This window comes from Nocardioides sp. JCM 18998 (assembly GCF_055391535.1).
On record NZ_AP043886.1, the window covers coordinates 1781612 to 1793603 of the forward strand.

The following is an 11992-nucleotide window of genomic DNA, read 5'->3' on the forward strand; positions in this document are numbered from 1 at the left end:
ATGGCGAAGACCTCCTTCACCGAGACCGCCGACGAGGCCGTCGCCGGCATCGAGGACGGCGCCACCGTCCTGGTCGGCGGGTTCGGCCTGGCCGGGATGCCGTTCGACCTCATCGATGCCCTCATCCGCCAGGGCGCGAAGGACCTCACCGTCGTGGCCAACAACGCCGGCAACGGCGAGGTCGGCCTGGCCGCACTGCTCCAGGCCGGCCGGGTCCGCAAGGTGCTCTGCTCGTTCCCACGCCAGGCCGACTCCTACGTCTTCGACGAGCTCTACCGCGCGGGCAGGATCGAGCTCGAGGTGGTCCCGCAGGGAAACCTCGCCGAGCGGATGCGCGCGGCCGGCGCCGGCATCGGCGCGTTCTTCTGCCCGACGGCCGTCGGCACCCCGCTGGCGGAGGGCAAGGAGACCCGCACCATCGACGGGCGCGACTACGTCCTCGAGTACCCGATCAAGGGCGACTACGCGCTGATCTCCGCGTCCACCGCCGATCGGGTCGGCAACCTCGTCTACCGCAAGACGGCGCGCAACTTCGGACCGGTGATGGCCACCGCCGCGAGCACCACCATCGTCCAGGTCAACGACGTCGTCGAGGCCGGTGCGCTCGACCCGGAGGCCGTCGTCACCCCCTCCATCTACGTCGACCGCGTCGTCCGGGTCGAGGCCCGCCACTACACCGTGCAGGGAGCCCGCTGATGCCGGACAACACCCACGCCGAGTCTGCAGAGCAGGTCGCCGAGCTCGGCGAGGCGCCGATGCTGTCCGACAAGCCCCTCTCGATGGACGAGCTCGCCGCCGTCATCGCGGCCGACATCCCGCAGGGGTCGTTCGTGAACCTCGGCATCGGGCAGCCCACCAAGATCGCCGACCACCTCTCGGCCGATCAGGGAGTCGTGCTCCACACCGAGAACGGGATGCTCGGCATGGGCAGGGCGGCCGTCGGCGACGAGGTGGACGCCGACCTCACCAACGCCGGCAAGGTGCCGGTGATCGAGACGCCCGGCTGCTCGTACTTCCACCACGCCGACTCCTTCGCGATGATGCGCGGCGGCCACCTCGACGTGTGCGTCCTGGGCGCGTTCCAGGTCAGCCACGAGGGCGACCTCGCCAACTGGAGCACCGGCCGGCCGGGCGACATCCCGGCCGTGGGCGGCGCGATGGATCTCGCGATCGGGGCGAAGGACGTCTTCGTGATGATGTCGCTGTTCGCCAAGGACGGCTCCTCGAAACTCGTCGAGGCCTGCACGATGCCGCTCACCGGCGTCGGCTGCGTCTCGCGCGTCTACACCGATCACGCCGTGATCGACGTGGGCCCCGAGGGGGCGCGGGTCCGCGAGACGTACGGCATCTCGCTGTCCGACCTGCGCGAGCGTGTCGCGGTCGAGCTGCACTGACCGGGGCCGACCTGGACACGAGTCTGGTACTGAATTGGGAGCCTCGCGCAGCGCGCCTTATGCTGAGCGACGCTCACGCCCCGTTCGTCTAGCGGCCCAGGACCCCGCCCTTTCACGGCGGTAGCGCCGGTTCGAATCCGGTACGGGGTACGAAAAGAGAAGACCCCCTGACCTGCGGAAACGCCGATCAGGGGGGCTTCTGCATCAGGGACCCACCGAATCGCTCAGCGACGGACGCAGGACAGGTGGTCCTCCCACTGCAGGTCGATCAGGTCCTGGAGCGAGTCGACCACGAGCGCGGCGCCTGCGTCGAGAAGCTCGGCGGTGCTGATGCCCCCCGAGCGAACTCCGATGCAGGACAAGCCTGCACGCGCGGCCGACTGCACGTCGTAGACGGTGTCGCCGACGAGGGCGGCGTGCTCGACGCCCGGGAGACGATCCAAGGTCGTGCCGAGGAGGTCGGGCTCCGGCTTGGACTCCTCGACGTCCGCGGCGGTCGTGAGCGCCTCGATGTCGTCGGCGACGCCGAGTAGCTGGATCGCCTCCCGGGAGAACTCCGGGTCGCCGGAGGAGGCGACGGCAACGCGGTAGCCCTCCGCGCGAAGCCGGAGGATCACCTCTCGTGCGCCGGGAAGGGGCCCGACCTCGTGCCGCAGCGGCAGGTACTCGGCTCGCCAGGCTTCACGCAGGGCGTCACCGAGCCGTTCCTCGGTCGCATCCCCTGTCACGTGCGCGACCAGCCGGTCACCGCCCATGCCGATCGCGCGATGGATCCGCCACATCGGTACGACCAGATCGTGTCGCGCGAAGGCGCGCTGCCAGGCGAGGGCGTGGTGGTAGGTCGAGTCGAGGAGGGTGCCGTCGATGTCGAAGAGCACCGCCGAGGCCGAGGGGGACATCACGCCTCCCGCGCCCGGAGCCGCTCCGGCGCCGGTCCGCTCGGGCTCATCTTCAGCGTGCAGCCGCATCCAGTCATGCAGGACTGGTACCCGCTGACGCACCACGCGGTCAGCTCCGGGGGAGGCCGACGCGTTCGCTGTGCCGGATGTGGTTACCCGACCCTGACCGCTCACCTTTGCGAGGAGGCATCATGCGTATCGGCTACTTCCTGTCCACCGAGGAGTACTCACCGGCTGAGCTGGTGGCCCAAGCCGCTGCCGCCGAGAAGGCAGGCTTCTCGGGCCTGTGGATCAGCGACCACTTCCACCCCTGGAACAACGAGCAGGGCAACAGTCCCCTGGTGTGGAGCGTCATCGGCGCCATCAGTCAGGTGTGCGATCTCCACGTCACGACGGCGGTGACCTGCCCGACGACGCGCGTCCACCCGGCGATCGTCGCTCAGGCGGCCGGCACCTGCGCGGAGATGCTCGAGGGGCGGTTCACCCTCGGGGTCGGCACCGGCGAGGCCCTCAACGAGAGCATCCTGGGTGGCGCCTGGCCGTCGGCCGAGGTACGACTCGAGATGCTGGAGGAGGCGGTCGGGCTCATCCGTGAGCTCTGGACCGGCGAGGTCGTGACGACCCGCGGGCGCCACTACACGGTCGACCATGCCCGGATCTACAACGTCCCGGACACGCCGCCGGAGATCTTCGTGTCGGCGTTCGGACCGATGGCGGTGGACGTGGCGGCCCGTATCGGCGACGGCTACATCGGCACCGCCCCCGACGCCGACCTCGTGGCCCGGTTCAAGAACGCGTCCGGCGGAAAGCCGGCCCAGGCGGGAGCCAAGGTCGCCTTCGCCCCGACCCAGGAGGAGGGCTGGCAGCACGCACATCGGCTGTGGCCGAACGCGGGCCTCCCCGGGGAGCTCGCCCAGGTGCTCCCCACCCCGGAGCACTTCGAGCAGGCCACCCAGTTGGTGACGATGGACTCGACACGTGACTCCGTCGTCGCGGGGCCAGACGTCGAGCAACACCTCCAGCAGATCAGGGAGTACGCCGAGGCGGGCTACGACGAGCTCTATCTCGCCAACATGGGCCCGCACTTCCTGGAGATGATCGACTTCTACGGCCGCGAGGTCCTGCCCCAGGTGCGGTGACGACCCGGCCCTGACGCCTGGCGGCCGGAACCGGCCGGAGCCGGCCGGAACCGGATGGTATGACTGAACAGTCAGACGAGGCCCAGGGCGGCCCGACCGGCCAGGAGGAATCGTGGACATCACCGAGCTGATCCTGTTCCAGCACCAGGAGCAGCGCCGCCAGTTCGCCGTACTCGACGAGATCCCGCGCGAGGACACCGAGACCCTCGGCGTGCTGTGGCGCCGGTTGGCGGCGTTCCTCGAGGTGCATGCCGAGGCCGAGGAGCTCTACTTCTACCCCGAGGTCCTGCGACTGGGACACGGTGCGCCGGGCACCGACGACGGGCCGGTGCCGGAGACCGAGGACGCGATCAAGGACCACAACGAGATCCGCGACGGGATCCGCAAGGCCGCCGCCAACCCCGTGGGCAGCGACGCCTGGTGGGAGGGCGTCCGCGAAGCCCGCGAGGCCAACGACGAGCACATGGGCGAGGAGGAGCGCGAAGACCTCGCCGACTTCCGGATGCACGCCGACCTGCAGACCCGTCACGAGATCGCGATCAAGTTCGCCACGTACGAGGCCCGGCACTGGGCCGGGGTCGAGCCGGTCGACAAGGACCCCGAGCAGTACGTCGAACAGCACACCTGAGCACGGCCAGGCCGCCGACGTCGCCGGGCACGAGGGCTCGACCGTCGTGGTTGGGCCAACGGCCGATGCCTGTCCCAAGGTCGGCAATGGGCCGCGTCGGCGCGCGCCAGATCCGACGGCGTCCGCCGGACGCGTCCGACAGCCTGTGTCGAACCCCGCCGGACTTCACCCGTTCCTCGTGAGGCCCGCGAGGGAGGAGTCCCTCAAGCATCGAAGAGAGCGAGCGCCACGTCGAGGGAGGGCCATGACGGCGGCGACCACGGTCTGACATCGATGCCGTTTCGCGGCGGACAGGGAGATGAGCATGCCCGAACTCTCAGGGGCCACCTCGAGGACGACCGCGGTTCGTGGCCACGCGATCAGCTTCACCGGGGATCCGTTCTTCGACGACGACGTCTTCGTCGACATCCCGGATGCCCTGATCGTGTGCGAGGACGGCGTGATCACGGCCTTCGCGCCGTACGCCGAGATCGCCGACCGGGTGCCGCCGGGCGTCGAGGTCATGCACTACCCGGGCGCGCTGATCTGTGCGGGGTTCATCGACACCCACATCCACTACGTGCAGACCGGCATCATCGGCGCGTTCGGCTCACAGCTGATCGACTGGCTCAACCATTACACGTTCATCGAGGAGCAGCGCTTCGCCGATCCCGCACACGCGGCCGACGTGGCCGCGACCTACTTCGATGAGCTGCTGCGCAACGGCACGACCACCGCGCTGACGTTCTGCGCGATGTACCCCAGCAGCGTGGACGCCTTCTTCGAGGAGTCCGTACGCCGCGGCACCCGCATGATCGGGGGCAAGGTGATGATGGACCGCAATGCGCCCGATGCGCTGCTGGACACCGCGCAGAGCTCGTACGACGACTCGAAGGCGCTGATCGAGCGCTGGCACGACCACGGGCGCAACCAGTACGCGATCACGCCGCGGTTCGCACCGACCAGCACGCCCGATCAGCTGCGGGCGGCGGGCACGCTCTGGTCGGAGCATCCCGGAACGTTCGTGCACACCCACGTCTCGGAGAACGTCGGCGAGATCCAGTGGGTCCGCTCGCTCTTCCCCGAGCGCAGCGGCTACCTCGACGTGTACGACCACTACGGGCTGCTGGGACGGCGCAGCGTGCTGGCGCACGGCGTGCACCTGACCGCCCGCGAGCGCCGACGCGTGCACGAGACCGGATCTGCTGTCTCGCACTGCCCCACCTCGAACCTGTTCCTGGGCAGCGGCCTCTTCCACGTGCACGACGCGAAGGACCCCAAGCACCCGATGTATGTGGGGCTGGGCACCGACATCGGCGCCGGCACCAGCTTCTCGATCCTGCAGACGATGAACGAGGCGTACAAGGTGGCCGAGCTCAACGTGTACCCGATGAACGCGATCAAGACCTTCTATCTCGCCACCCTCGGCGGAGCCGACGCGCTCGACCTCGCCGACCGGATCGGCTCCCTCGAGGTCGGCAAGGAGGCCGACTTCGTCGTGCTCGACCCGAAGGCCACGCCTCTGCTCGACTACCGGTCTTCGCGTGCCGAGAGCACCGAGGAGCTGATGTTCGTGCTGTCGATCATGGCCGACGACCGAGCGGTCGCTGCCACCTACGTCGCCGGTGCGCCGGCGTACCAGCGAGATGCCGAGGAGCCCTTCGCCCGGGCCGGAGAGGACGCCTGATGTCGACCGGACACGCCGCTTACCACCACGCCACCGTACGGATGTTCCATCGCGGCGAGAGCACGGGAGGCGAGCACCTCGACACCGCACCGGCCCGGATCGGCGGACCCGAGGCCTGGACCATCTGGGTGCTGGCGACCCTGTTCGTGGTCTGGCTCTTCGCCATCCAGACCGGGTACGGCATCGTCTCGCCCGACATCCAGAAGGACGCCGACCTCACCCTGACCCAGGTCAGCCTCGCCGCCTCCATCTACACCTGGGCGTTCGCGATCAGCCAGTTCTTCTCCGGCTCGCTGCTCGACCGGTACGGCACCCGCCCGCTGATGACGATCGCCGTCGCACTGGTGACCGCCGGGGCGTTCCTCTACGCCGCCACGAGCAACTTCGGCACGCTGGTGGCCGCACAGGTCGTGCTGGCGATCGGCTCCTCGTTCGGCTTCGTCGGCGCCGGCTACATCGGCGGCAAGTGGTTCGACGGCGCCAAGTACGGGCTGATGTTCGGCCTCGTGCAGATGTTCGCCTCGCTCGGCTCCGCGGTCAGCCAGCCCGCCATCTCGGCGATGCTCCATCACATGGACTGGGAGCAGCTTCTCGCCGGGTTCGGAGCGTTCGGCGTCCTGCTGGTCGTCGGCTTCCTGTTCATCGTCCGCAACCCCGTGGCCACGCCCGAGCAGGCTGCCGCCGCGCGCGCCGAGCATGCCGGGACGAGCGTGTTCGGCGAGATCTTCCACGACCTCGGCGCCTGTTTCGCCAACCGCCAGGTCGTCCTCTCGGCCCTGTTCGCGGGAGCGTCGTTCGGCACGATGCTCGCCGTCGGCGTGCTGTGGGGGCCACGGGTCCAGGAGGCGCGGGGCGCCTCCGACGGCTTCGCCGCGGTCCTCTCCGCGCTCGCCTGGCTCGGCCTCGCGGTCGGGGCGCCGCTGGTCAACGTGGTCTCCAACCGCTGGCACTCCCGCAAGTGGCCGGCGGTCGTCGGCATGCTGCTGCAGACCGTCGCCGTCGCGCTGTTCATCTACGGCCCGGCCGACGGCACCGGCGCGAGCGCCGTCGTCATGCTCGCGGTCGGCGTCTTCGCGGGCACCCACATGCTCGGATTCACCGTCGCCGGGGAGTCCGTGACGCCGAGCCTGATCGGCTCGGCCTCCGCGATCGTGAACGGTATCTGCTTCATCGTCGGCGGTATCCTCGAGGCCGTCCCGGGCAAGCTGCTACCAGCCTCCCCGGATCTCGACGACTACCGCGGAGCGCTGTGGATCATGCCCGTCGTCCTGCTGGTAGGCGCGGTCTGCGCGCTGCTGCTGAGCGAGCGGAGTGCCGAGCCAGCGCCGCTGGCCGCCGAGGCGACGGCTCGCTAGCAGGGAGGGCCGCGACGTCGGGGCCGCCTGACTGACACATGGTCACCCGATCCGGGTGACCCACGCCCAGGCAAGCCGTTCGACGCTCGCAACTTGGGTTGACTCATACGGGTAGGGAGCCTCGTCATGGTCACGCAAGTCTCGGATCGCCTGGTGTCACGGCGAGGGTGGAAGAGCCGGCTGCTGCGCTGGGTGGTGGCGATGGCCCTGGCCCTCACCGGCCTGGCCGTCGTGGAGGTCGCGGTGTCGCCGCCGGCCACCGCGGCGGATGTGCCCTGGAGCTGCACGCCGACGGCATACCTGTTCCAGGCGCCGAGCGGCACGCCGACCAACGTCTACGCGGTGAACCTGGTGACCGGCGCGAACACCCAGGTCGGCAGCATCGCGGGGAACTACGTCAACGCCGTCGGCTTCAACGCCGTCGACGACTACATGTACGGCTGGAACCAGACCACCGATCAGCTGGTCCGCATCAACGCCGACTTCACCCTGACCTCCCTGGGCGTGCCGCGCAACGGCTCCACGGTGATGGACCGGACGGCCGACTGGACGACCGGCGAGGTGACCGACCAGGGGATCATGTGGCTCCTCGTGGGCGGCACCGGCAAGTGGGCGCAGGTCGACCTCACCGGCGCCACCCCGGCGCTGATCGCCACCGGGACGGCGACCGGGCCGGCGAACACGGCGCTGCCCGCGGACTGGGCGATGGTGAACGGCACCCTGTACGGCGTCGTGAAGGGCACCGGCTCGAACAACACGAACACCGCCTACCTGGTCTCCTTCGTCCCGTCGACCAAGCGGTTCACCAACCTCGGGGCACTGAGCGGCGTGACGGGTGGCGGCCCGTCGTTCGGGGCTGTCTACAGCGACGGCACCTACATCTATGCCGGCAACAACCAGAGCGGAACGATCTACCGGATCAACCCGACGACGCGCGCCGTGATCAACCTGGCGCAGGGTCCCGTCTCCCAGATGAACGACGGCTCGATGTGCCACACCCCGGTGCCGACCGTGACGCTGGTGAAGCGGGTCGGCGGCCGGCTGGTGCCCGACGACCAGTTCGAGGTCTCCCTGCTCGATCCGTCGGGAGCGACGGTCGGCTCGGCGACCACGACCGGCACGGCGACGACGGCGGAGACCACGGACGAGCCCGTCGTCGCCGGGGGCACGTACACCATCCTCGACCGGCTCGCGCCGGGCTCGACCTCCTCGGCCGACGACTACACCGCCACGATCGCGTGCGTCACGAGCGGCGGGGTGGGCGTGGGGGCGGCCTCGCCGGTCATCGGCACCTGGACCCTGATGCCCGAGGGGGCCAACCAGTACGTCTGCACCGTGACCAACACCCCCGACCCACGGGTGCCCGGCCTGCACCTGGTCAAGTCGGTGAGTCCGCAGGGGGCCGGTGCGCTCACGGTGGGCAACGTCCTGACCTACCGGTACGTCGCGACGAACACGGGCAACGTCCCCCTGGCCGACGTCCGCGTCACGGAGACCGCCTTCTCCGGCACGGGCACGCCCCCGTCCCTGTCGGGGTGCACCGTCGCGTCGCTGGCCCCGGGCGAGGACTTCACCTGCACCGCGACCTACACGGTGACCCAGGCCGACGTCGATGCCGGGGCCCTGACCAACACTGCGACGGCGAACGGGACCGGCCCGAACGGGAACGTCCCCTCGAACAACTCGAGCACCGACCTGACGGAGCCGCCGCGCCCCGCGATCTCCCTGATCAAGACCGCGCTCCCGGTCTCGGTGGAGAAGGCCGGCACGACGGTCACCTACACCTTCGACATCACCAACGTCGGCAACGTGACGGTGTCGGGCCTCGCGATCCGCGAGGACGTGTTCACCGGCGCCGGTCCGATCGGCGCGGCCACCTGCGACGCGACCTCGCTCATCCCCGGTGCGCAGACCGTCTGCATGGCGACCTACACGGTGTCGCAGGACGACATCGATCGGGGCGTGCCGCTGAGCAACACCGCCACCGCGACCGGGACGGGGCCCGGCGGCACCCCCGTCTCGGCGAGCGACGACTTCACCGTCGACATCCTGCAGAACCCGATGCTCACGGTGGTGAAGACCGCCGCGCCGACCACCGTGGACGCGGCAGGCGACACCGTCACGTACACGTTCGCGGTCACCAACGGTGGCAACGCCACCATCACCGACCTGTCCATCGTGGAGGACACGTTCTCCGGTACGGCGACTCCGCCCGTCCTCGTCTGTGCGGCGACCACGCTCGCGCCGCAGGCGAGGACCACCTGCCGCGGCACCTACACGGCCACGCAGGCCGATATCGACGCGGGCCGGATCACCAACTCCGGTCATGCGCACGGGACCACGGCGGACGGTGGTGGGGTCGACAGCACGATCGACGACGCCGTGGTCGGCGTCATCGCGATCCGGGGCTTGAGCCTGGTCAAGACGGCGACCCCGGCCAGCGTCTCCGCGCCCGGTCAGGTGATCAGCTACAGCTACCGCGTCACCAACACCGGGAACCAGCCGGTGACCGGACTGGCGATCGCGGAGATCTTCGGTGGTGCTGGGTCCGCACCCACGGCGACGTGTCCGACGACGACCCTCGCCGCCGGGGCGTCCACGACCTGCACGGCGAGCTACCCGGTCACCCAGGCCGACATCGACGCCGGAACCGTCACGAACTCCGCACACGCGACCGGGACGAATCCGGTGGGGAACGACGTGATCTCCAACGACGACGAGGCAGACGTGCCGGCGGTACGGCACCCGGCGCTCAGCATCGTGAAGACGGCCACCCCCGACTCCGTGTCGAGCGCCGGCGAGACGATCACCTACAGCTACCGGATCACCAACACCGGGAACGTGACGGAGACGTCCGTCGGGGTGATCGAGGATCACTTCACGGGCGCGGGTCGGGCTCCGCGTCCGACCTGCCCCGTAGGCGCCGCGAGCCTGGCGCCGGGCGCCTCCGTGACGTGCACCGCGACGTACACGGTCGTGGTGGCGGATCTCGACGGCGCGATCGACAACGTCGCCCACGCCCGGGGCACCGTGCCCAACGGGGGCGGCGCCACCCGGTCGGCGACCGACGAGGCCGTGGTCTTCTCGCCGGGCTCGGATCGTGTCGCGCCCACCGTCCGGACGACGAGCTCCCAGCCGCGGGTACGGCCGGGCCAGCGCTTCTTCGACCACGTCCGGGTGCGCGGCGTGGCGGGACGCGGCGGCGTGAGCGCCACCGCGCGCCTGTACGGGCCGTTCTCGAGTCGCGCGGCCGCCTCGTGCCGGCCCGCGCATCTCGCCCGCTCGGTGACGTTCCACGTCCGCAACGGGCTCAATCGGACGCCTCGGGTGAGCGTGCCGGCCCCGGGTGTCTACACCTGGAAGGTCACGACCCACGGCAACGCGTCCAACCTGGCCGGCAGTCACCGGTGCGGACTCGCGTCCGAGACGACGACGGTCGCCAAGCCGAGCTATCCCGCCCCGATGATCAACGGCGGCTTCTCGGGCACGATCCTGCTGCCGGACGCCCCGAGGTTCGCACAGGTCACCGTGAGCATGCCGGGCATCGGCCTCCACGCCCCCGTCGCCGCCGAGGCCGTGGAGGGCGACCAGATGAGCCTGCCGGACGACGTCGGCTCGGTCGGCTGGCTGCGCGACTCCGCCGCAGTGGCCGACAGGATCGGCACCACCATCATCGCGGGACACGTCTCCGATCGGCACGACCGTCCGGGCGCGATGTACCGCCTGGACCGGGCGGTCCGCGGGCAGACGATCACCATCACGGCCGGGGGTGCGCGGTCCCGCTTCCGGGTCACCGGCACCGCGACGTACGAGCGGGAGACCCGGCTACCGCAGGCGTACTTCGCCACCACCGGCCCGCACCGCCTGGTGCTGGTGAGCTGCACCGACCGGGTGCTCTACGCCAACGGGCACTTCCACTACACGCGCTACCAGGTCGTGATCGCCAAGCAGGTCGGTTGAGTCGCATCGGACGCGGGTGCTTCACCTGACTCGGGTGAGCACGACGGCAGTGCCCACGAGGTTCGGTGAAGGAGTCCGAACCTCAGGAAGAGCCCGTCCGCCGGGATCGAGCGTGCCGGCCCCGAGCTCTCCGATCAGCCTCCAGGAGCAGCCATGGCAGCCACGCCGAGCATGAGCAAACGTCTCGCCGCAGAGTTCCTCGGCACCTTCGTCCTCGTCTTCGGAGGATGCGGCACAGCGGTCCTCGCGACCACCAACAAGGATGTCGGCGTCGGGTGGCTCGGCGTCGCCCTCGCCTTCGGCCTCACCGTCCTGACGATGGCGTACGCCGTCGGGCACATCTCCGGTGGGCACTTCAACCCCGCCGTCACCCTCGGCGCGGCCGCCGGCGGCCGGATCGCGTGGAAGGACACTCCCGGCTACATCGTCACCCAGCTGGTCGCCGGGATCGCCGCCGGCGCCGTGCTGCTCGTCGTGGCCAACGGCCTGGACGGGTTCTCCGCCAAGGACAGCGGTTTCGCCTCCAACGGGTACGGGGACCGCTCGCCGATGGGGTATGACCTGTTCGCCTGCCTGGTCATCGAGGTGCTCCTCACCGCCGTCTTCCTGTGGGTGATCCTCGGCGCCACCGACAGCCGCGCGCCCAAGGGTCTCGCGCCGCTGGCCATCGGGCTGGCGCTGACCCTGATCCACCTGATCAGCATCCCGGTGACGAACACGTCGGTGAACCCCGCGCGCTCGATCGGGGTCGGGCTCTTCGCCGGCGGCGACGCGATCGGGCAGCTGTGGCTGTTCATCGTCGCGCCGATCGCCGGTGCGCTCATCGCGGGCTACAGCTACGCCGCCCTGCTCGGCGACGAGGAGACGGCCTCGATCCCGGAGGCGATGGAGACCTGATGGGTCCCGGTTTCGGACTACGTCGTCCCTTATGGGTGAGGCGGGACCCCGGTC

9 protein-coding genes and 1 tRNA gene are annotated in these 11992 nt (G+C 70.1%); 9 read left to right on the plus strand and 1 reads right to left on the minus strand.

The window, feature by feature from the left end:
* The 3 genes from ACZ5L9_RS08400 to ACZ5L9_RS08410 all read left to right on the plus strand — a co-directional run bounded on the left by ACZ5L9_RS08400 (window position 1) and on the right by ACZ5L9_RS08410 (window position 1544).
* Window positions 1-696, plus strand: a complete 696-nt coding sequence (locus tag ACZ5L9_RS08400) for a 3-oxoacid CoA-transferase subunit A (protein WP_464536090.1) — start codon at window positions 1-3, stop codon at window positions 694-696.
* A complete protein-coding gene (locus ACZ5L9_RS08405; protein ID WP_464536092.1) occupies window positions 696-1394 on the plus strand; it encodes a 3-oxoacid CoA-transferase subunit B in 699 nt (232 codons plus the stop codon). Before ACZ5L9_RS08400 ends, ACZ5L9_RS08405 begins: the two co-directional genes overlap by 1 nt.
* Before the next feature lie 77 nt (window positions 1395-1471).
* Window positions 1472-1544 (plus strand) — tRNA-Glu (locus tag ACZ5L9_RS08410).
* Between the two features lie 74 nt (window positions 1545-1618).
* On the opposite strand, the gene ACZ5L9_RS08415 is transcribed toward ACZ5L9_RS08410, so the two are convergent.
* Window positions 1619-2362 (minus strand): HAD family hydrolase, encoded by a 744-nt coding sequence (locus tag ACZ5L9_RS08415; RefSeq protein ID WP_464536094.1) that lies wholly within the window; start codon window positions 2360-2362, stop codon window positions 1619-1621.
* A gap of 122 nt (window positions 2363-2484) precedes the next feature.
* On the opposite strand from ACZ5L9_RS08415, the gene ACZ5L9_RS08420 reads away from it, so the two are divergent.
* The 6 genes from ACZ5L9_RS08420 to aqpZ all read left to right on the plus strand — a co-directional run bounded on the left by ACZ5L9_RS08420 (window position 2485) and on the right by aqpZ (window position 11938).
* Window positions 2485-3432, plus strand: coding sequence for a TIGR03557 family F420-dependent LLM class oxidoreductase (locus tag ACZ5L9_RS08420; protein ID WP_464536096.1), 948 nt, complete (start codon window positions 2485-2487; stop codon window positions 3430-3432).
* 112 nt (window positions 3433-3544) lie between these two features.
* Window positions 3545-4060, plus strand: a complete 516-nt coding sequence (locus ACZ5L9_RS08425) for a hemerythrin domain-containing protein (protein WP_464536098.1) — start codon at window positions 3545-3547, stop codon at window positions 4058-4060.
* Window positions 4061-4364: 304 nt separating this feature from the next.
* Window positions 4365-5726 (plus strand): guanine deaminase, encoded by a 1362-nt coding sequence (guaD, locus tag ACZ5L9_RS08430; RefSeq protein ID WP_464536100.1) that lies wholly within the window; start codon window positions 4365-4367, stop codon window positions 5724-5726.
* The gene (locus tag ACZ5L9_RS08435; protein WP_464536102.1) at window positions 5726-7081 is read left to right on the plus strand and encodes an MFS transporter; all 1356 of its coding nucleotides are present in this window, start codon (window positions 5726-5728) and stop codon (window positions 7079-7081) included. The genes guaD and ACZ5L9_RS08435 overlap by 1 nt, the downstream gene beginning before the upstream one ends.
* Window positions 7082-7234: 153 nt before the next feature.
* On the plus strand, window positions 7235-11041 hold the full coding sequence (locus ACZ5L9_RS08440) for a DUF7507 domain-containing protein (RefSeq protein WP_464536104.1): 3807 nt from the start codon (window positions 7235-7237) through the stop codon (window positions 11039-11041).
* Between the two features lie 153 nt (window positions 11042-11194).
* Window positions 11195-11938, plus strand: a complete 744-nt coding sequence (gene aqpZ, locus ACZ5L9_RS08445) for an aquaporin Z (RefSeq protein ID WP_464536106.1) — start codon at window positions 11195-11197, stop codon at window positions 11936-11938.
* Window positions 11939-11992 lie beyond the last annotated feature (54 nt).

Excerpts from the sequence above, each read along its gene's own strand:
- guaD (WP_464536100.1), top strand. The coding sequence starts at position 4,365 with ATGCCCGAACTCTCAGGGGCCACCTCGAGGACGACCGCGGTTCGTGGC.
- aqpZ (WP_464536106.1), top strand. The coding sequence starts at position 11,195 with ATGGCAGCCACGCCGAGCATGAGCAAACGTCTCGCCGCAGAGTTCCTC.
- ACZ5L9_RS08405 (WP_464536092.1), top strand. The coding sequence starts at position 696 with ATGCCGGACAACACCCACGCCGAGTCTGCAGAGCAGGTCGCCGAGCTC.
- ACZ5L9_RS08400 (WP_464536090.1), top strand. The coding sequence starts at position 1 with ATGGCGAAGACCTCCTTCACCGAGACCGCCGACGAGGCCGTCGCCGGC.
- ACZ5L9_RS08420 (WP_464536096.1), top strand. The coding sequence starts at position 2,485 with ATGCGTATCGGCTACTTCCTGTCCACCGAGGAGTACTCACCGGCTGAG.
- ACZ5L9_RS08415 (WP_464536094.1), bottom strand. The coding sequence starts at position 2,362 with ATGCGGCTGCACGCTGAAGATGAGCCCGAGCGGACCGGCGCCGGAGCG.
- ACZ5L9_RS08435 (WP_464536102.1), top strand. The coding sequence starts at position 5,726 with ATGTCGACCGGACACGCCGCTTACCACCACGCCACCGTACGGATGTTC.